The sequence below is a fragment of the Paenibacillus spongiae genome (assembly GCF_024734895.1).
Classification (GTDB): domain Bacteria; phylum Bacillota; class Bacilli; order Paenibacillales; family Paenibacillaceae; genus Paenibacillus_Z; species Paenibacillus_Z spongiae.
Genome location: NZ_CP091430.1, coordinates 6,249,832 through 6,270,583, shown reverse-complemented (window position 1 = coordinate 6,270,583; position 20,752 = coordinate 6,249,832). Strand labels below are relative to the sequence as shown.

The window sequence follows — 20,752 nt, the reverse complement described above, 5'->3', positions numbered from 1 at the left end:
CATATGGGCTGTCTGTTCCCTCAACTAGTAGGGAATGAAACTTAACCTCGATGAGTATTATTCTTGTGGCTGGGGTTGTGTTAGGGTACTTTGATGCTTCATCGCATCGATATGGCCAATATAATAGAAACAGACAAAACTCATATCTCGATTATCGGGTTTTTTATGTAAATATCCATTATATTGTGTTTGAAAGGAGGTTATGGGAATGAATACGATGAAGCAGTTGAATGAAGCGATGCAGTATATCGAAAAGCATTTATGCGATGAAATAAATTTCGAACACGTATCGAGAATCGCCTGCTGTTCCGAATATCATTTCAGACGGATGTTTTCATACCTTGCTGGAATGTCATTGAGTGAATATATTCGCAAGAGAAAATTGTCGTATGCAGCAAGTGTATTACAATCCGGCAAAGAAAAAGTCATCGATATCGCATTCAAACTTGGTTATGATTCCCCAGATGCTTTCAGCAAGGCATTCCAAGCCATGCATGGTATTGTTCCATCACATGCACGCAAAGATGCTGTTATGTTAAAAACGTTTCCTCCCATGACTTTCCAATTAACACTACGAGGAGGATATGAGATGAATTATAGAATCGTTGATAAAGGCAGTTTTTATATTATGGGTGCCGGAGGCAGAATTCCTTTAATTTACAATGGTCCGAACCCGCATACCGCTGATGTTTGGAGAAAGTTGAGACAGGAGGATTTGCTCGTATTAACGGAATACTCCAAGATGGAACCGAAAGGCATACTGAATGTATATACAAATTTTGATGACAGGCATGCTGAGGGAACCGAACTGGATTTATATGTGGGCATCGCTATGGAAGAACAAATGCCCGATCGTTTTAAAACAAGATTTGATGTATTGCCGGTTGAAGCTTACACGTGGGCTGTGTTCACAACGATCGAAAATCGCGCAAATGAAACCCAGGATACATGGGCTCGAATTTCTTCGGAATGGTTTCCCACATCCGGATATGAAATGACAGGCGGACCGGAAATGCTTTGGTATGAAAGCTATGATTTTAGCAAGCCTGATTTCAAGACGGAAATTTGGATTCCTATTAGAAAAATCCATGGAGAAACTAAATGACCTGGGTATTCAACTATATCAAGGGCCTTGATCGAATCAATAAAGATTGCAAAGAATTATTGAACTAACGAGGAACGATAGTGGAATGGAGCAGATTGCAGCGGCAGTCTGCTTTTTTCATTGAAGTAACGGACAGGATAATATTTACAGGATATCATTTACATGAGAACATACATTCGGTAAAATAGAAGGGGGCATACCATTAATTGAAGGGAGAAATGAGAAAACCGACAGAAGAAATTCAAACTTGAATTTACATTCCGGTGAGCGACGTTTACGAATCATAAGCACGGATTTACTTTCATGATCTGTGGTGTCTAAATCAAATAAAACCATTAGAAAGGAATGAACAAGAATTGATCGATTCAGTTAAGGTTATGGAACCAGCTACGAAAGTTGCGCTAAAAAGGTTGGATTGCTTGTATATGCCAGTTGATAATGGGAAGGACTTGGTATGGCCGTGGTATGAAAACACTTTCACTGGAACGGGAACTGGTACTCGACAACAGGCTATATTTATGAATGAAGTAGAGAAGAAAGGTTTGACAAATACTTTCATAACAGACGAATGGATTCCTGGGCAAACCTATGAGATGTTTTCACTTCGCTATGAGACGGATTGCATTAAGGAACTGTACGAGCGAATAGCCAGTACTGGCGTGGAAGTTGAGCCGCTGGAAGATGTGAACGGTAAAGGACTTATGTTCTGTTTTGAAGATCCACAGGGGCACAAGTTTCAAGTATGGCAGGATCCCAAAACCAAGACACAGCCGATTCGACAAGGAGTTCCTGTTTTTATTAAAGTGGCAGCTCTATTCTTCCCAGCAAGTGATCCGGAGGCATCATATAAGTGGTATAAGGAAACATTGAGTGGTCCAGTGAATGAGGCGGGACAACCCACGACGGAGGCGGGAGAGGAAATCTACTTTATTCGATCCCTGGAACGCAAAACATATAATCACGAAACCCCGGCACCGGATAGTATACGGCATATGGCATTCGTCATGTTTGAAGTGAATGGACTTTCCAAACTGCATAGACAAATGATCGAACAAGGATTAAAGGTATCACATCAAATTAATGATCGAGGAGGATGTGGCCGCCAGATCCAATTGTATGATCCAGACGGGAACAAGTGGGATATTTGGGAGCGGCAGACGATGGTGCACTGGAGGGGAGAAGGCGCAGACAGCCATGACTGGAAAGAACGATTCCTCTTTTGCGATTATACCGGGGAGCGTCTGATAGATGATTATCTCGGGTCTCTTCAAGGCCATCATCTTCAGGAGGCTGCAACTACTGTACAAATGATGGACTACAACAAAATCCGCGAAATGGATCCTGAAGGAGTACAACAGCTGCTGGAAGCCTTGGATCAATTTTGTGAGCAAAATCCGGACCGATCGTTTCAAATTCTGCTCCGTGAAGGCTGGTATGACACAATCCAATCAATTGTTTATCGAGATTAATAACTCTGATAAGTTCAGCAAATAGTAGTAGAACTCAAAGAGTCGGAAAATTCGCATTTGTCGGGGGGCAAATCAAGAACATTCCGCTAACGGGAACGGTAGCTCAATAAAAAAGAAATCAACGGCAGCCGTACATTCGGCTGCCGTTTACTTTAACTAGCGGGCAGTTTAACGTAGGGAATTAAGTGCCTGTGTTTGCGTGTATGTATGTAGCAGGTTTGATTCTATGGTCACCAAGCAAAATGTGAGACAGATCTCCGTTTTAACGGGGGTCTATTTTCATTTGAGGAAATTGAGCGATTTGACTAATCATTTGTCCATAACCATTAGATCCATGGACTCATATATATGTTAAGGATTCGTTTAAAAAAAAGGAGGAAGCATGAAATGCACAAAAGAACAGTCATAAGAAAGGCAAATAATACGGTCAAACAACTACAAGCACCTAGAAGACATAACGGAATCCGGGCGAGTAGCGTTGCAAAGGCAATGAGAATGATGCTTGCCGCACAAAGATCATTGAATACACGAAAACCGGTTGTTATTAGTCAAAGAACGAGGAGGATAAGTACGGATCGAAATTGGGTAAATGCACTTGAAATCGAGCGAAATCCGGCATGGGTAGCGCCGCGAGCCGGTGAATCGTATGTTTGGGGAAGAAATGACCCTAACGGTCCTGCTGCTGTGGTCGCCAGAAGATTTACGATTGGAAACGATATTGAGAGAGCTAGCTTATTCCTGTCCGTTGATAACTTTGCCATCGTTTTAATAAATGGACGGTCGGTAGTTATCGACAATCCGCAGGACAATGCTTCATTCTTTAATACGGGAAGAACGTTTAATATTAGGCGTTTCCTTCGGAGAGGTGCAAATGATATTGTGATCGCCGCTTTTAACTTTCCGTCAAATGCAAACAGAAGCGTCAATAATCCAGCTGGTGTCCTTGCGCGTATCGAAATTGTACTAGAAGATTAGTCCGGCAGTAGCTCAAAGACACCTAACGAATGGGTATTTTTTTCTTTATAAGTTCAATCGGTTACGAACGCTATAACGTTGCCGACGTCGTAATCATCGCCATGTTCGACCTTAATTCGCCTCAACCGGCAGCCGTACATTCGGCTGCCTTTTTCTCAACTAACGGGTAGGATAACTTAATTCATCATATTGTCTTCGATGTAAGGTTGGGGTTATAATAACCACAAGATTGCTGTGATTGAGGATGGATGCATATGGTGATCCGATTATTCAAAGACTATTATTATCACGAGTAGCGTTAACACATTCCTTAGTACTAAGGGGTGGGTAACGCTTTTAGCGCTGCCTACCCTGCGACATACCAGCGCGCAGGACCTTAGGTCTAGGCGTGTTTTTTTTTCTATGCCAATTAAGAAACAACCAATATAAATGGGGGGATAAGATGTGCTGACGGCCGAGGAAATCAAAGCATATTTACATCGGATTGGCATTTGTGACATAGAGTCGCCTACCCGTTCATTTTTATTTGCGCTTCACCGAGCTCATGTGACGAACGTGCCATGGGAGACAGTGGATATTTATGCCGGAAGATCGGTATCCATTGATGTAAATGCATCTATCGCGCACATCCTCAGGGGACGAAGCGGTTACTGTTTCCACTTGAACGGGGCATTCAGCATCCTACTTCGTGCCTTAGGATATCAGGTGTTCTTGCATAGGGCTGGCGTTCAACCGAGGGGTGAAGATCCCAGAATTAACAGTTTTCATGTTGGAATGACGGTTAATCTATTGAATGAGGCGGGAGAAAAAGAGATTTGGATCGCAGATGTTGGTCTCGGTGACATGCCGTATGAACCATTACCTTTGAAAGCTGGAGAGTATTTACAGGGACCGTTTCTGTACAAGGTAGCTGCTTCTTCTGTAGCCCCAAATGGATGGCGATTGGAACATGACCCAACGGCTTCTTTTGTTGGCGTGGATGTTGCTCCCGAGGTTGTACATGATATGGGGACATTTCGGACGAATCATGAATATTACAGCATCTCCGCAGATTCCCCATGGATGAATGTGTTCCTGGTTCGTCAACGGAATGCGGTCGGCAGTTTTGAGCTTCGCGGCTGTATGCTTAGTGAGCGAAACAGTAGTGGTATAGTTAAGTCAGAGCTTCAATTCAAAACACAATGGCTTGACGCATTAGGTGATATTTTCGGCGAACGACTGGTTGATTATGATTCTATTGAACGTGACGCATTATGGAAAAGGGTTTACCGGAGTCATGAAGAATGGAAAAAAACGAATATGAAATAAACTAGGGATCGTGGATAAATCCAAAATCATCGACGGCTCCGCGATACGAAGAGGAGATGTAGTATTAACCGTCCGGATATCGCTTATTTCAATGCTCTAACGGGTACGATAGCTCAATAAACAAGAAGAAACGGCAGCCAGCATATAGGGCTGCCGTTTTCTTATCTAACTATTTCTGTTCAGGCTGCATAATACGGTTCCTCGAACAAGCAACCACATAGTTGCTTATACTTGACAAGCAACCGCATGGTTGCATATACTCGGTATATGAATGGGGACAAAGACGCTATATTTAAAGCACTTGGCGACTCGACTCGGCGGCTTATTTTAGACGAACTATCCGAACGCAACGAGATGACGTTGTATGAACTTACGGTACGTCTCATTATGAAGCACGACCTTTCCATTTCGCGACAGGCGATTGCTAAACATATTGCTGCTTTGGAGAATGCAGGGCTCGTAAAATCAGAAAAAAAGGGAAAATTTCGAGTGGTTATATTCAACAACGAACCACTTAAAAATTTGCTGAAAGGATGGATAGAGTAATCTTAATTAAAAACATTTGATTAATGTATAGGTTTTTCTGATTGGAGCCAGATTGTTAGCAGAGTACTAACGTCGCAAATATCAAAGGAGGAGTAAACATTATGAAAATTATTGTTACCAGTATATTCGTTCAAGATCAAGACAAGGCATTGGAGTTTTATACAGAAAAGCTGGGCTTTGTAAAAAAGCATGACGTTCCAGTCGGAAAATTTAGGTGGATAACGCTTGTTTCTCCTGATGAACAAGACGGTACCGAGCTTTTACTCGAACCGAATGACCACCCTGCAGCCAAAGAGTATCAAAAGAAGATATCTGCCGATGGCATTCCAGCAACAATGTTTGGCGTTGCAGATATTAATAAAGAGTACAAACGACTATTGGAAAACGGCGTGAAGTTTACTATGGGGCCGACAAAAATGGGTGAACTCACAATAGCTGTCTTCGACGATACATGCGGCAACCTTATTCAGATTATACAGAAGTGATTTTTTGACGAAATATCGGTACTTAAAAGAAAAAGGGAGTAGAAATAACCGCTATTTCAGATGATGGCCATGGTTTTGAAATTCGTTACACGGAGGAGCCAGTGGCTGGGGAAGTAGAACGGGGCATGCGGGAACAGAGGTGAGGTATCCATCACCCATATCCTTCCACTTGTGTACGTCTCCATCTAGCCCTTAGCGATTCACACTCCCATGTCTCAACATGACGTGGGGTTTCTGTGAGGGAAGGGAATTCAAGCCGCGTTTATCGCGGCTTTTTTTTGTTTAATGTCGCAAATGAATATTTCGGAATGTCCGACGCAAAATAATTCATTATTACGACAGGAGGCGACAGGAATGAAAGGTAAAATGTACAAGCGTGCATCCGTTTGGCTTCTCGTGATCGCATGCGGTTTTGGCGTCTTATCGGCTTGTCAGTACAAGAAAGAGCCTCAAGCCAGTGAAAAGGAGGGGATCGGGCCTCATGCGGTGCAAGAAACGAAACCTTTCAAAATAAACGAAGCGGTGGATGCGCCCGAATGGGAAAAGACGTCTGACGCGATTATTGCCGAGGGGGTTAGTTATATGGGGACGCCATACGTTTTCGGCGCGGAACGATTTAACGACAAGGCGTTCGATTGTTCTTCCTATGTGCAGTATTTGTACGGCAAGCAGGGGATCGAGCTGGGGTATAACTCGAGAGAGCAGGCTGTTCAAGGCGAAGAAATCTCGTTTATCAATTTGCGTAAAGGAGATCTCATGTTTTTTTCCGATGAGGACTTCCCGAACGAGACCGGCTTGAATAAAGTACGACACGTGGGCATTTATATGGGGGACGGAAAAATACTACATACGTACGAACAAGGAATCGGCGTCATCATCAGCAATATCCATAAAGACCAGAAGGAAGGGGAGTATTGGTACGAGCATTATTTGTTTGCCCGAAGAGTGGTCCCCGGCTAAATCGGTCTGCAAGCCACAACAACAACAAGAGGTGTCGGGTGACAAGAACTTATGAAGATCAATGTATCTCGACAATTTCCATTTTACCAAACAATGAAAGGTGTTTAGGTGTCAAGTTTATTAGTTTTGAGCCGAAACTCCAGTAATCTCATATCGAAGTTCACATCAAATTGGAAGTTCCAGAACAACTTCAATATTCTTGGTTGGTAATCTTTTCTCAAATAAGCCGGTTCGAGTTAAGCAGAAAAATCCGATGTCTGCGAGTGCCGCTTCCATCGGATTTTTCGTTATTGCTTAATAACCCCGCAAGCAATCCGTGCGCCGGAGTTTCCGGCCGGATCGGTTCTGTAATCGTCTGCCCCTTCATGAATGACAAGCGATGTGCCACCTTGTTTCAGTAAGGAATTTGGCTTGCTCTTGGCAAGGGTCATCCTATTGTCAACGAATTCCGCTTTCGCAGTTCCTTCCGGTCCTACTTCAAGGTTCGGTAGATCTCCATCATGCGATCCTTTCGAATTTAAGAAACCGTGCTGACGACCTTCCGGATTCAGGTGAGCACCCGCCGTTTTGAAATCCGGTCCTTCACACAAACCGTACTCATGGACATGGAAGCCATGCTTTCCTGGCGACAGCTTGGATGCTTCGATTTTGATATGTACGCCGTCTACCTGCTCAGTCAGTCTCGCCAACCCGATTGTCTCGCCTTTGGTGTTGATGATGCCGATACGGATCATTCCTGATCCCTCCGCTTCCATCTTGGCCAATGTTTCCGCCGACGCACCGCAACCGGAAAGCGCTGTACCAATAAACAGCAGGACTGCTGCCGTAAAATGCATCTTTTTGTTCATCCCTAACACTCTCCAATTAAATTTACCGTGTCGTACGGAAGTATGCCCGGAAGATATTTGATTTATCCCTAAGAAAGATTACTGGCAGAGTAGAGTACAATTCAGAGCATTCTTCAATTGAAGTCTTTCGTCCTTTTGGGGGCGAGGGTTATCGGGTGACAAGAACTATCTCAATGATAAGAACTTGATCCCATTTCCGAAGTTGACAAGAACTAGACTCATTCCCGACAAGTCTCTCTCTTTGATCTGCAAGGGGTCGTGGCTCTCGATATTAATAAAAGCATTTGGTGTGGACGGTATAGAGGGGTATGTGCTGAAAACAGATCTAGACGGTAAGATGCCGAGAATCCTACTGAAGCATTGGAACAACAACATAACACTCCGGCAAGCCGCACAATCCCTTTATACGATGTTAACGGTAAAACTGTGATTGGTGAATTCAAAATATCAAAAGTTACCATGATCTATCCAAATACTGAATAGAGAGGGGGACTTTTTCAATGAATCGTCAGAAAAGGACAGGTTCAGATGAACACTGCCCAAAAAAGTTATTAAGGATTAAGGTAAGGGTTGCTGCCAAGCTGTTTGCCCTGTTGTGCTATCAAGGGCGACTAGAAACGTCTCTCTGGTTTTCGTTCTCATTAGGAAGATGATTTTGTCTCCTTCCACCAATACATTTCCGATGTTCTCAAAATGGGCTGATGTCCAAAGTACATTTCCGGTTTCTGTTTCAATTGCTTTTATATGTTGTCGATCAAAAGTCATATAGATAGAGGTGTGATCGGTTTGCATCGCGGAAGAAGCCGTACTTCCAGCCGAACCGAGATCTCGAGAAACCTCTTCCTTGCCTGTGGTGATATTGTAGCCATGCAATTGGACGCGATAGCTTCCATCTTTTTGTAGTAAAAATGATTGAGCAAAGATCCGGTTATTTGCAATCATAAGGGAACTCTGAGCCACTGTTTTAAAAGGACGTGACCAGATCGCCTTCCCATTTTGCAGTGCTGCAAGTGTGAAACGCTCAAAATGCTCCCGATCTTCGCTTAATTCTGCCGTCAATGTATATACCACTCCATTGACAGCCTCTAGGGATTGTATTTCTTCATCAACTCGTTTATCTTTCCAGAGAATCGCTCCGTTTTCTCCACTTATAGCAATAAGTTTCCGATCATCAGCAGTAGTATTAAAAGGGGATTGGGTTGTATAAATGAATCCATTGTTCACCACAAAGGGGGCCATACTAATAAACATGCCTTCAAAGACAGAATACCCAATGGTATTGTTCTGCCAAAGCTGATTTCCCGTGCTTGTTTGGAAGGCTAGAAGCCTTGGTTCAGAAGTTGAGGGCAATTGTCTTAATGGCATTTCTCCTGGCTCCGTGGGGATTTCTTGGATCGCTTCGGTGCTTACAGTTCCCACAACATATATCCGATTGAAGGCTTTATCAAGGAGTACTTTGCCATAACAAAACGTTTGGCCATTTCGATAGAGATCTTGCTCCCAGATTGTCTGACCAGTAGTAGCATTAACGGAATATAACTTACATTTAGAGATGTAGTAGATCACCTCTCCATCTAGTACATAACTCAGACCATTACTCCGTTGTAAATAATCTGTATGGGTATATTGACTACTCTTCGTCCAAAGCTCTTCCCCCGTCTGATGGGAGTATGCGACAACATTGACATCAGTTGAGGCATAGGTCTCCCTAAGATAAATAACTGGATTTTGAGAAACCTTTTTTGGTCCTGCTAAAACGGGCATATCGTTGTCTAGTAATCCAAACCATGATAGTAGGCATGCTCCTAGCAAACATCCCAACAAGAATATACTTAATATCCGGCGTTTGCCCCCAAAGAGTTTTTGTTTCAAATCGCTTTTCTCTAGTTCTTTCATGGTCATCTTCCTTATAATATTTTAGTTGCCTTGGAGAACCTGTTTCAATTTCTTGATTCATGAGTAGAATCATTATGTTATTTCTATTAAGAAATTAAGTATCTACTAACCCGGCTTGTCAAGCAAATTTGCTTAGGTTCATTCGTTACCGGTGGGTGTGGATACCAGTATCGCCTCCGCGTGTTCCTCCAACGTCCATCCATGCGAATAAATGGTATTGGCAGCGGTTGGGCCGACATAACGCAAATGCCAAGGTTCGTATTGATAACCGGTTATGTCTTCTTTTCCTTTGGGATAACGGATGATGAACCCGAATTCGTACGCATGCTTGGCCAGCCATTTCGCCTCTGGCGTTCCGCCGAAGCAGCCCGTGGCCGCACATTTACCATCAGCTCCAGTGACGTCGATAGCAAGTCCTGTCTCATGCTCGCTCGTTCCCGGATACGCGCTGTAGGTACGGGCTTTCGCCTCGCCGTCTTTGCGGACGTATGCTTCAAACAACTGTTTCTGCCTATCGTGGGACCGATAGGCAGAGACGCCGGCCAGAGGCAAACCGTCTTTCGCCGCAGCGGCGAACAGCTTCTCCAAGGCTTGCGAGGCCGGTTTGCGCATCATCCGCTTCTCGATTTTCTCTAGGAAAGTAAACTTGACGTCCGGATAGACCAGATCGTCAGGCTTGTAATCTTCCGGCAGTGGATGGTCTTTATTGATCAGCAAGGAAGCGATGGCCGCCTCTGCTTCGGGCACCTGAATTTTATCGGCAGCCGTCTTAGCGGAATCGACGGAGGTATCGTCCGAACCGTTGCCGATACCCGGTGGGGAAGCGGGGATCGTTCCGTGTCCGCAAGCGGATAAGATGAGCAGGGCGATCAAGGTGATAATGGCGAACAATGATTTTTGCAAAGTGAACACTCCTCTCGCTTGTTAAATGCCTGTCTCTCGGTTGATGAATATAGGCACAAGGAAAGGATAAGAGATAGATGTATCTTGTCTTACGGGAGGATGTATCTTGTTGGCAGACAAGTTGTATCCAATTTGTAAAATGTGCCCCGGCACGGCGCCGTGTTCTCATTTATTTGATAGAATGAAAGAACTGTTAAGCGAACGCAATGGAGGACGAGCGTCATGCCGAATGAAAAAATAGTCGTCGTAGAAGATGAGACGGCCATAGCCGAACTCCTGGTCTACGCGCTGCAGAAGGAAGGATATCGCGTCAGGCATGCTGCAACCGGTCAAGAGGCGATCGATCTCGTCCGCTCATTCAAGCCGGAAATGCTGTTACTGGATCTGATGCTCCCCGACTTGAGCGGTTTCGATTTGTGCAAATCCGCATCCAGGGATAATTGGGGCATCCCCATCATCATGCTGACCGCTAAATCCGATACGGTCGACAAAATTTTAGGCATTGAATTGGGTGCCGATGACTATATAGTCAAACCCTTCGACATTCGGGAAGTCGTAGCAAGAATCAGGGCAGTTTTCCGTAGAATCGAGCTGGTGGCCGAGCGTTTCAGCAGGGAAGAGGCCGCTCCGATTATTGTCGGGGAGGGCATAGAAATTTCCAAGCAGAAGCGTGAGGTGAAGAAGTGCGGTGAGCCCGTGGAGTTGAAAAACAAAGAGTTCGATCTGCTGCTCTTCCTGGCGGAGAACCAAAGGATCGTCTTTACCCGGGCTGAGCTGCTGGACAAAGTTTGGGGCTTTACTTATTCGGGGGATACGAGGACCGTGGATATTCACGTGCAGCGCATTCGCAAAAAGCTAGACGCCCCTGATTCCCCGTCCTGTATTGAGACCGTATTCGGCGTCGGCTACAGGCTGCGTTAAACGGAGGTTCCTGAATGAGACTTACGATTCGTTACAAGCTCCTGCTATCATTTTCCATTGTGATCTTCGTTGGATTGACTGCGATGTTGCTCGTTTCCGTCTCGATTACCGAGCGGAATGTGTCACGCATTATCGGAAAGGATATGGTCGATGCGAGACATAACCTGGAGGTATACACGAACCAATATTTTTTAATCAAGAATATGATGCTGGATCGGAACACGCTATCCGGCGAAGCGGATGGCCTAGTCAAGGAACTAAACACCGCTGTCGGCAGCGCGGTGTCCGTTTACGATGAGAAGGGGCATGGGCTATCTTCACTCAACGTAAACTTGGCGCCGCAGAGCGACGATTTCACCCAGGCGCTACAAGGCAGCGACGCCTATTCCATTCGCTCCTCCGGCGGTAATACGACCGTCAGTTTATCCGTACTTATGCATTCTAACGGCGATCCGATCGGCATCATTTATTTCGAGAAGGATTATTCCGGTCTTTCCGGCTTTACCCGGCAATTCATATCCGCAGTTCGCGGGTTCGCCATCGGCATCTTTATGCTTATACTGCTGACGGTGGCATGGCTGTCGAGCCGGTTATCGAAGCCTTTGGAGAGGCTATCCCGCAGCCTCGAGCAAGTATCGCTCGGCCGGTACGAGCCGGCGCCGCCGGTGCACGGCAACGACGAGATCGGGGATCTGTCCCGATCGTTCAACCGAATGGTCAGGCAAATCCGGAGCCAGATCGAGATCATCAAACAGGAACGAGATGCGCTCAAGGTGACGCAGGAAACGACCAAGACGTTCTTCGACAACGTTACCCACGAACTGAAAACTCCACTCACGACGATCCGGGGCTATTCGCAAATGCTGCACGAGAACGGATTTACGGACAAGCCGTTTTTTACGAAGGGCCTTCGCTACATTATGGAAGAGAGCAGCCGATTGAACGAGAAAGTCGTGCAGATTATCGAATACTCCAAGTCATCTTCCGAACGGGTCAGTATGCGATTTGAGCCTGTAGATATGTCGGCGCTTATACGGAGAGTGTGCGACGAGATGAGCGTCAAGGCACAAAAATACAGCATGGAAATCCGCTGCAGAGCGGAGAAAGGCCTAACGGTGCAGGGAGACGAATTAAGGTTAAGAGAGATGTTGGTCAATGTCATCGACAATGCCGTCAAATACGGAGGAATTGGCACTTTCGTCGATTGCTCGGTTGACCGCGACTGGGCTCGGGTTCGGGTCCTCATCGCCGACAGAGGGCCAGGAATCGCAGAGGAGCACGTGCGCCGATTGTTCGAACCTTTCTACCGAGTGCCTGGAACGAAGAAGGAGGAAGAACGGGGGAGCGTCGGGCTTGGGCTTGCCATCGTCAAAAGCATCGTGGACAGCCACAAGGGAGAGGTGGAAATTGCGAGTCGCCCCGGCGGAGGAACAGCTGTGACCATCTGGATAGAGGAGGGAGGGCATGACTAGAAGCGGAAGAAAACCGGCAAGGGAACTTCCCCGAGTGGGTCTGCTGTTATTGCTGACGGGAACGATCATTGCCGCATACTGGGGAATCGGGGATGGCTTCTTGTGGTTCACAAGCCGAGACCGCACGATTCTGCTCGACAGCGAGACACCGGTGGCGGGCAAACCGGACGATTTTCGCATCGTGAGTGCGGTCAAGCGGCAAAGTGATGATTTGTTGAGCGGAGCCAGACTGCTTGGTGACGACAAGTTGCTTTTCTTTTCGCAGAGCGGAGAGAACAAGAAACGGACCGGCATCTCTACGCTGAGCCTTAAGGATAATACGATCGAAGAAGTTGTACGTTCTTCGCGCATAATTGAAGCTTCCGCCTCGCCCGATGGAACGAAGCTTGTTTATTTGGTTTACGACGAAGTGGCTTTGTTTACCGTTTGGTACGACCTTACGGAACGGAGAGAGCTTGATAGGCTAATCGGCGCCGCTAATATGCTAACGATGCTCGACGCGAGCCGCTTGATCGAGATGTTCGAAGAAAGCATCCGGTTGTTGGATATGAAGACGGGGGAAAGCCGGGTAATCTGGAAATGGACCAAAGCCACCACCGACAAGCCGTTTCGACTGAAGGTGTCGCCCGACAGGAAGCGCGTCTATTTCCAGGTCACTGACGGCGATGGCCGCAGCACTTCCATCCGATTCGCTGCACTGGACGGATCGGAATCTATTCAGCTAGCCGTAGGCGATATTAATGACTTCGTGCCGCTAAGCGGCGGCAGGTTGCTCGTCACGGGCCGGATCAACGGGTCCGAAGGCTTGTTTCTTATCTCCGGCGAGCGCTTCGACCGGATCGTGCAGCTTAAGAAAGGGTTCATGACCAACCTGACTGTCGACGCTGCTCAGAAGAAAATCGCGTATGTCGTAAGATCAAGCGAAGGGCGTCCGGTGCTGACTGCAGCCACATTGAATGCAAGCGCGGGCTTGTCCGCAGAGACTACCGTCTACAGTGATCCTGGAACCGTCACGATGCTTCAATGGAACGGCGAAGGAACGACGCTCGTATGTGTGGCGTTAGGGCTGGGGGGGGATGAGGTTTATCAGTTCCGGTTTTCGACGTAAATATGGAAATGTTTATTTGTCTCGTAAAGATGAAATCACTCCATGATCAACGAGAGTGGAGTTTTCCTGAAAAAGACCAAGAACAGAGAATCGTTCTTAGTAATGAATACTGCTTTTTTGTTCAAAAACCTCAAGAAGTCTTAATTGGTTCACGCTTAATTATTCCAAAAATGCATAGAGAAACCACATTTGATTTAACACCCAACAGGTCAAGGAACTATTGGATAAAGAATATGCCCCTCAAGGATACAATCTTGGGCGGAATTGCGGACATGTTGGAGGCCAGGAAATATTTCACGCTCATTTGCAGCGGGAATTCAGCTACCCTTCATCTTGAATGCCATAAAGAAGGGTGTAGATTTTGAAGAGGTGCAGAAATCGGAACTTGATTCTACATTGCTTGTGCTTATGGGGAACAAGGTTATTGCGGAGGTTCCTTTAAACAAAAGGGAGTAGCTGAGGGCTACTCCTTTCTCATAGTTAACTTCACTAACGAAGAGCGATAGCTGAATGAAGACATGAAAGCAGCCGATCGTTCTGACCTCTTCCTTTTCTCAACTAACAGGCAGGATAATGCAACTCCCATGTAATGGATTGGTATAATAATTAGCAAGACATCCGGTGAACCGTATCACAAATAGGGTGAATGATTAACGTATGAAAAATTTTACTGTAATTTAACCAAGCTTGGGCTATCATGACCTTAATTGAAATGCGGGAGGTGTTGGATCTGAAAGTGTTGGTTGTCGAGGATGATTTATCGATGCAAAAAGCGATCGGCATGGGGTTGAGAAAATTCGGCTACGCGGTCGATGTCGCCTCGGATGGAGAACAATCCTTGCGGCTCGCCCAGGTCAATGAATACGATGCGATCGTGCTCGATTTGAATCTGCCGAAAATAGATGGCATAGATGTTCTGAAAGAAATTCGCAAGTTCAACCAGGAAATCAAGGTGCTCATCCTATCCGCGCGTTCCGAGGTGGAGGACAAAATCGCGGGGCTCGATGTCGGTGCCAACGACTATATGGCGAAACCGTTTCACTTCAAGGAACTTGAAGCGAGGCTTCGCGCTTTACTACGCAGAAAATTCATTCTGACAGATACGCGAATCTCACATGGAGATTTTCAAATCGATACCGCGTTAAAGCAGATTTACGTTCGAAATCAACTGATCGACGTAACCAAGAAGGAATATGGCATCCTCGAGTATCTGATGATACACAAGGATAAAATCATTAGCGCAGAAGAGATTATCGAACATGTGTGGGACAGTCAAACCGATTTATTTTCCAACACCTTCAAAGTTCATATCAATTCGCTCAAGAAGAAGCTTGCCGTACACCTCGGGGATCAAGAAATCGTCAGAAACACCAGAGGGATCGGCTATTTCATCGCGGGGGTGCAGCATGAATCGGTTTAATCATCTTCCTCTGCGGCTGCGGCTGACCCTATTAATGGCGCTCATATTGACTATTGCTTCCATTGTGTTAATGATGACCTCGATCTACGCCGCACGACAGATTTATAACCAAGACTTTCCAGAGTTTAAAGTGGAAGCATCTGATAATATACCACCGCTTGTACCGCGGCCGCCAAGGGCAATCGTGATAGAGAGGAATAACGACTTTACAGCCTTCGGAATCATAAGCGCCGTAATGGTCATTGTAATCGGAACCGGTTTAACCTATCTCATTACGGGCAGAGCCTTAAAGCCTGTAACGGATTTAAGCAAGGAAATCAAGGAAATCGGCGAAAACAACTTGTTCCGGCAAGTCAGTGTGCCCCCGTCCAATGACGAGGTTTCCAAGCTAAGCCGATCTTTTAATCGCATGATCCATAAATTGGAGAAAGCGTTTGTCGCGCATAAAAATTTCTCAGCCAATGCTGCGCATGAACTTAAAACGCCGCTCACCGCCATGATTGCCCACATCGAGGTACTGCAGTTGGACAATCATCCAACGCTTGACCAATATAAGGAAACGCTGGAGGACACGCTCCATAACGCTCAGCGTCTCAGCGATTTGGTGAATGATCTGCTGAAGCTGAACGCCGAACAGAATGTCGTGGTTTGCGAGACAATCGAAGCGAAGATCTTGTTCGACAATATCATCGACGAGCTTCTCGAACCTATTCAAAGTAGAAACATTCACATCGAAAATCGTACCGACAACGTGCTGCTATGCGGCGACAAACGTTTGTTGCACAGGGCTTTTTCCAATATCATTCATAACGCGGTCAAATATAACAAGCCAAGCGGCGTCATCATCATCGCTGCTGCGGAAACTGCGGATAACACTTGTGTTACGATCTTCGATACAGGTACCGGCATACCGGAGGATCAGATCGAAAAGATATTTGATCCGTTCTATTGCGTAGACAAATCGCGCTCGAGAGAGCTTGGTGGTAGCGGACTGGGCCTTGCCATCGTGAAGATGGTCATCGAAAAGCATGGTGGGGAAATCAAAGTGCAAAGCGTGGCGGATATCTCCACAACAATCGTCATTCGGTTACCCAAACCTGAAAACAAAGAGGCCTGCTGATTTTCTCGGCAGGCCGTTTTATTAACCTTGATTTAACCTTCCTTCCATTATAGTGAGAGCATACTTCATTTTGCAGGAGGGTTTTGGGATGTTAAATAAAATATCTATTTCACTTATGCTTCTCGTATTTACGATTGGAATTTGGACAGGTTTTCAACAAATGCGGCCGCCATCGCCGCCATCCGAATCGGATGCCGATTATCCGGCCTATCAACAAATGCTCGCCAATCTGAAAGCCATGACAGTCGCACCTCACCCGGCCGGTTCCAAGGAGCTTGACGAGGTACGGAACTATATATTGACGCAAACTCGCAATATGGGCCTAGAAGCGACGATCGATCAGGAAACATACACCGCCGCGGACATCTCAACCGTAAATCGTGAGCAAGCGGGAGGGCAAAAGAGAGAACGAATCGTTCCAATGAATTCGCCCTCAGGGGAGTCCGCAGGTAATAATCACATCGGAGTTGTTCCTGAAAACCTTGATGATCTGGTTCTGAACAATATATGGGTGAAGCTCGATGCGCCCGATACGGACCGGGGCATCCTGATGATGGCCCACTATGACAGTGAAGAAAACGCCCTAGGCGCGGCTGACGATATGGTTTCCGTATGCGCGTTAATAGAGGCATTGCGCGAACAAGCGAGAAATCCCGATTTGAAAAATGACCTCTATTTTCTGTTTACGGATGGGGAGGAAGAAATCGCGCTGGGCGCGAAGGCCTTTGTGAAGTCGCATCCTGAGCTGCAAGGCAAAATCAATCTGGTCCTGAACTTCGATGCGCGCGGGAATCGCGGCGGACTGTTGATGTTTGAAACGTCAACACCAAACCTTGATCTGTTGCGGCATTTTCAATCCGCCAGTTCACACCCGATATCTTTTTCGTTTTTAACCGGGCTTTATCGCAAAATGCCGAACGGCACGGATTTGACCACATTTTTGGATGCTGGATATCCTGGGCTTAATTTCGCAGTAGCGGGGGGCGTGGAGCATTATCACCAGCCCACGGACAGCTTTGAGAATTTGAATCGCGGTACCGCGTATAACTTTCTGCAGACCGTCTTGGAAATGGCCGACTATGGCGCGCAAGCGCAATTTCAGGACAGCCCTTCAAACCGGAATAGCGTTTTTTTCACCTTCCTTCCCGGCCGTCTCGTGTTAGTGAGTGACTTCATGGCCTATTTCCTGTCGGCTCTTGCCGTGCTGGCTTCCTTGTGCTGGCTGATTGTTCAGATTCGGATCGGCAAGGTTCATCTTCGCCAAATCGTCATCGGCACGGGCTGGCTAATGGGTACGACGGGTGCGGCGAGCTTACTGAGTTGGGGCATCGTATCGGTATTAACACAGATGATGCAACTCGGCAAAACAACGAACAATGACCTGGTTTTTCTCTGGACCGCCTTAGCGTCTGGCTTGTGTGCTCTCGCTGTCTTGATCTTCCGGATGCGGAAACAATCGCTTGCCGAAGCGCTTGCAGGTTTATTGTCATTACTATTGCTGCTGGTGATTGGAAGCACGATCTTTTTCTATGAAATCAGTTACCTATTTACGTTACCGGCACTGGGGATGCTTATTGTCGCCGTTCTGGATCGGTATCCGATCGGCCGAATGATCGCATCGACTGTGCTTGGGGCGGGAATATGGCTGCTGTATGTGCCGGTATGTTGGCTGATTTATGTGCTGCTTATGATACCTGCAATTCCTGTGGCTGTCGCTGTGAGTGTAATTCCGGTTTCTGTTCTTGCGGCATTTTTTGCATCGCAATATAGGTTATCCGCCACGACGCCACTTGCACTCGATAATGAAAATTAAACATGGTTTCTACAAGTAGGGGGCGATCAGTTTTAGCGACGGGTTTTAGACCCAGGGGAACAACCGATCTGCCCCGTCCACGACAAATACACCACCAAAACAAAAGTGGTCAACCAGTAAAAACTGGCTGACCTCATAATACGACGGGAACGATAGTTCAATAAAACAGCAAAAGGATCCGTCGCGGCGGATTCTTTTCACGCCCCCCTCGTCGATTGAGCCAACGGCAGGATAAAGCAACTTCCAAGTAATGGATTGATATTGGAACAATATTTTTTTCCTTCATGATTCCTGTCCTTTTAGAATGAGTCATAACAAAGTTAGCCCATTACACTAAACATTCCTGTAGAGCTTAAGAAAAGCGTGCTGAGGGTTCTACAGGGATCGAGAAGGCCGCACAGCTCATAGCTCATGCAAAATGCAGTGTAGGAGATCGAACTGTTGTAGAAGAAGCAAAGACAGATTTGAAACGGCTCATTGAAGAATATGAACGAATTACCACCATGCTTGAGCAGATTGAAAAGGACATCGAAGCTCTGCTTTCTGAGGTTCCAATGGCGGAACAACTCCGTACCATAAAGGGTCTCGGAAAGATCTTTACAGCGGCTATACTCGCTGGTACAGGAGATTTAAGGCAGTATGCGCATGGACGTCAGGTATTACGGAAGGCTGGCCTGAATTTGGCTGAAAGCATGTCTGGAAAGCGAAAAGGACAAATTGTTCTTTCGAAACGAGGCGACTCTGCCTTGCGAGAATATCTTTATCTCGCGACCGTCCAGCTCGTTTGGAATAATCCTGTCTTCCGCCATCTACATGAGTATAATGTGCAAGAAAAGAAGATGAAAAAGCAGCAATCCATATTTAAGTTAATTGGGAAGTTGGCACGAATTCTAGTTGGAATTGTTCAGCGAGAAGAAACGTTTACACCAGAGAAGACTGTCCTGAACTGGACAGAAGCAGCTTAAGTTAAGAAACATCACGTATATTGACTCATTCGCGGGATTTCACAAAGAAAGCACGAGGACCGAGTTCGTTCTCCATAAGGGCTACGACCCATCTGCTAAACGCCATCGGTCTCCACACCTTGGACAGGTATAACGAAGGAATGTAAGGGCAATGACCCGTAGAGATTTGGGAGGGTGAACCTCCAAGGGATTTGTGAAGTATGCGTGCAGTAGAAACGACCTGGGGAATATTCCTGATAGTTCCTCTATTCCTGCATACCCAGCACACCACCTCAACCGGTATCATCTGCGTTGCTTCCTGAGATTGACCTAAACTAAGGTGATGAAATCCTGCGAATGAGTGAGTATATGTGAGATAAACCCTTAAAACCGAGGGACGGGCAGTTAAGCGCAACAAATCCGTATATTACACATCTGTAAAAATGGAAGTATCAGGAACCCGGGTTCAGAGCGTTCCTTGGGTATAAACTGGCCGAACGTGGTAAGTCGCTTGTTCGGATCGATAAATGGTATCCTTCGAGCAAGCTTTGCAGAACGTGTGGTACGATCAACACGGAACTGACACTTAAGGATCGAGTTTGGGTTCTGTGAGGGTTGTGGTGCCCCCCATCAGAGGGATGAAAATGCTGCAGGAAACATACGGGCCGAAGGGATTAGAATGCTAGGCATGACATAGATGAATAGAGAACCGCCGGGCAGGCGGAGATAGCCCAGTAATGATATCTAAGTTATTAGGTATGTCCTGGGAAGCCCCCACTTCTATAAGTGGTGGGAGCATGTCACAGTAAGAGCATTTCTTTGTAATGGGAAATGCTTTTTATTTTTTTTGCTTAAAATAAAAAGGATATTCCACTAACAATAACAATATAATAAAAATCGATACGAATTTATTATAAAACAATAAATTGTGTGTTAAAGTTATTTTATAATTAAATTAGCGAGGTGCTCTTTATGAAACGGGGAACAACACTCTTTTTGAAGATGGCTGATATTCTTATTGGAATCCCAGTTCTTGCATTGTGCATATTTTTGGTGCCTAAGATCGGGAATTTTGCTGGAGAAATGTATCCAGATATTGCTTATATGAAATCTCTCGTTTTAATCGATATGTACGCGGCAGCGATACCTTTTTACTTTGCTCTGTATCAAGCTTTTAAACTTTTAAGCTATATTGATAAGAACCAAGCTTTCTCGGAATTATCCGTAAAGGCTTTAAAGAATATAAAATACTGTGCCATCACAATCAGTACCTTGTACCTGCTAGGTATGCCACTCTACTATCTCATGGCGAAGAGAGTTGACCCTCCAAGTTTCATACCAATCGGATTGACCATTATTTTCGCCTCTATGGTGATCGCCGTTTTTGCTGCTGTTCTCCAAAGACTTTTACAAGAAGCTATTCATATAAAATCAGAAAATGATTTAACGATCTGAGGTG

At 45.9% G+C, this 20,752-nt stretch carries 19 protein-coding genes; 16 read left to right on the top strand and 3 right to left on the bottom strand.

The features are described 5' to 3' along the window. The first annotated feature begins 208 nt into the window (after positions 1 to 208). The 7 genes from L1F29_RS28230 to L1F29_RS28200 all read left to right on the top strand — a co-directional run bounded on the left by L1F29_RS28230 (position 209) and on the right by L1F29_RS28200 (position 6,848). Positions 209 to 1,105, top strand: a complete 897-nt coding sequence (locus L1F29_RS28230; protein ID WP_258385347.1) for an AraC family transcriptional regulator — start codon at positions 209 to 211, stop codon at positions 1,103 to 1,105. A gap of 356 nt (positions 1,106 to 1,461) precedes the next feature. Then, complete coding sequence (locus L1F29_RS28225; protein WP_258385346.1) at positions 1,462 to 2,574, top strand: VOC family protein; 1,113 nt, start codon at positions 1,462 to 1,464, stop codon at positions 2,572 to 2,574. Between the two features lie 387 nt (positions 2,575 to 2,961). Then, positions 2,962 to 3,549: a hypothetical protein gene (locus L1F29_RS28220; RefSeq protein ID WP_258385345.1), complete on the top strand. Its 588-nt coding sequence runs from the start codon at positions 2,962 to 2,964 to the stop codon at positions 3,547 to 3,549. Positions 3,550 to 3,993: 444 nt separating this feature from the next. Further along, a complete protein-coding gene (locus L1F29_RS28215) occupies positions 3,994 to 4,857 on the top strand; it encodes an arylamine N-acetyltransferase family protein (protein ID WP_258385344.1) in 864 nt (287 codons plus the stop codon). A 267-nt stretch (positions 4,858 to 5,124) separates the two neighbouring features. Continuing rightward, a complete protein-coding gene (locus tag L1F29_RS28210; RefSeq protein WP_258389831.1) occupies positions 5,125 to 5,403 on the top strand; it encodes an ArsR/SmtB family transcription factor in 279 nt (92 codons plus the stop codon). Between the two features lie 101 nt (positions 5,404 to 5,504). Beyond that, positions 5,505 to 5,888 (top strand): methylglyoxalase, encoded by a 384-nt coding sequence (gene glxB / locus L1F29_RS28205; RefSeq protein WP_258385343.1) that lies wholly within the window; start codon positions 5,505 to 5,507, stop codon positions 5,886 to 5,888. 354 nt (positions 5,889 to 6,242) lie between these two features. Beyond that, positions 6,243 to 6,848, top strand: coding sequence for a C40 family peptidase (locus tag L1F29_RS28200; protein WP_258385342.1), 606 nt, complete (start codon positions 6,243 to 6,245; stop codon positions 6,846 to 6,848). A gap of 287 nt (positions 6,849 to 7,135) precedes the next feature. Here the strand turns inward: L1F29_RS28200 and L1F29_RS28195 are convergent, their stop codons facing one another. The 3 genes from L1F29_RS28195 to L1F29_RS28185 form a co-directional block, all read right to left on the bottom strand. Then, on the bottom strand, positions 7,136 to 7,696 hold the full coding sequence (locus L1F29_RS28195; RefSeq protein WP_258385341.1) for a superoxide dismutase family protein: 561 nt from the start codon (positions 7,694 to 7,696) through the stop codon (positions 7,136 to 7,138). A 558-nt stretch (positions 7,697 to 8,254) separates the two neighbouring features. Then, positions 8,255 to 9,592 (bottom strand): outer membrane protein assembly factor BamB family protein, encoded by a 1,338-nt coding sequence (locus L1F29_RS28190; protein ID WP_258385340.1) that lies wholly within the window; start codon positions 9,590 to 9,592, stop codon positions 8,255 to 8,257. 138 nt (positions 9,593 to 9,730) lie between these two features. Next, positions 9,731 to 10,495 (bottom strand): M15 family metallopeptidase, encoded by a 765-nt coding sequence (locus tag L1F29_RS28185; protein WP_258385339.1) that lies wholly within the window; start codon positions 10,493 to 10,495, stop codon positions 9,731 to 9,733. A 222-nt stretch (positions 10,496 to 10,717) separates the two neighbouring features. Here L1F29_RS28185 and L1F29_RS28180 point away from each other — a divergent pair, with 222 nt between their 5' ends. From L1F29_RS28180 to L1F29_RS28145, 9 genes are all read left to right on the top strand, one after another. Continuing rightward, positions 10,718 to 11,416 carry a response regulator gene (locus tag L1F29_RS28180; protein ID WP_258385338.1) on the top strand — a complete coding sequence of 233 codons (699 nt, stop codon included), beginning with the start codon at positions 10,718 to 10,720 and terminating at the stop codon, positions 11,414 to 11,416. A 14-nt stretch (positions 11,417 to 11,430) separates the two neighbouring features. Then, complete coding sequence (locus tag L1F29_RS28175; protein WP_258385337.1) at positions 11,431 to 12,888, top strand: sensor histidine kinase; 1,458 nt, start codon at positions 11,431 to 11,433, stop codon at positions 12,886 to 12,888. Beyond that, the gene (locus L1F29_RS28170) at positions 12,881 to 13,996 is read left to right on the top strand and encodes a hypothetical protein (RefSeq protein WP_258385336.1); all 1,116 of its coding nucleotides are present in this window, start codon (positions 12,881 to 12,883) and stop codon (positions 13,994 to 13,996) included. Before L1F29_RS28175 ends, L1F29_RS28170 begins: the two co-directional genes overlap by 8 nt. Positions 13,997 to 14,720: 724 nt before the next feature. After that, positions 14,721 to 15,416: a response regulator transcription factor gene (locus L1F29_RS28165; RefSeq protein WP_309252347.1), complete on the top strand. Its 696-nt coding sequence runs from the start codon at positions 14,721 to 14,723 to the stop codon at positions 15,414 to 15,416. Further along, positions 15,403 to 16,536: a sensor histidine kinase gene (locus L1F29_RS28160; protein WP_258385335.1), complete on the top strand. Its 1,134-nt coding sequence runs from the start codon at positions 15,403 to 15,405 to the stop codon at positions 16,534 to 16,536. The genes L1F29_RS28165 and L1F29_RS28160 overlap by 14 nt, the downstream gene beginning before the upstream one ends. A gap of 217 nt (positions 16,537 to 16,753) precedes the next feature. Next, positions 16,754 to 18,349, top strand: a complete 1,596-nt coding sequence (locus L1F29_RS28155) for a M20/M25/M40 family metallo-hydrolase (RefSeq protein WP_258385334.1) — start codon at positions 16,754 to 16,756, stop codon at positions 18,347 to 18,349. A 464-nt stretch (positions 18,350 to 18,813) separates the two neighbouring features. Next, positions 18,814 to 19,314, top strand: coding sequence for a transposase (locus L1F29_RS28150; protein WP_258385333.1), 501 nt, complete (start codon positions 18,814 to 18,816; stop codon positions 19,312 to 19,314). Between the two features lie 468 nt (positions 19,315 to 19,782). Next, complete coding sequence (locus L1F29_RS34540) at positions 19,783 to 19,905, top strand: zinc ribbon domain-containing protein (RefSeq protein ID WP_373876569.1); 123 nt, start codon at positions 19,783 to 19,785, stop codon at positions 19,903 to 19,905. Between the two features lie 360 nt (positions 19,906 to 20,265). After that, the gene (locus L1F29_RS28145; RefSeq protein WP_258385332.1) at positions 20,266 to 20,748 is read left to right on the top strand and encodes a DUF2975 domain-containing protein; all 483 of its coding nucleotides are present in this window, start codon (positions 20,266 to 20,268) and stop codon (positions 20,746 to 20,748) included. The last annotated feature ends 4 nt before the right edge of the window (positions 20,749 to 20,752 follow it).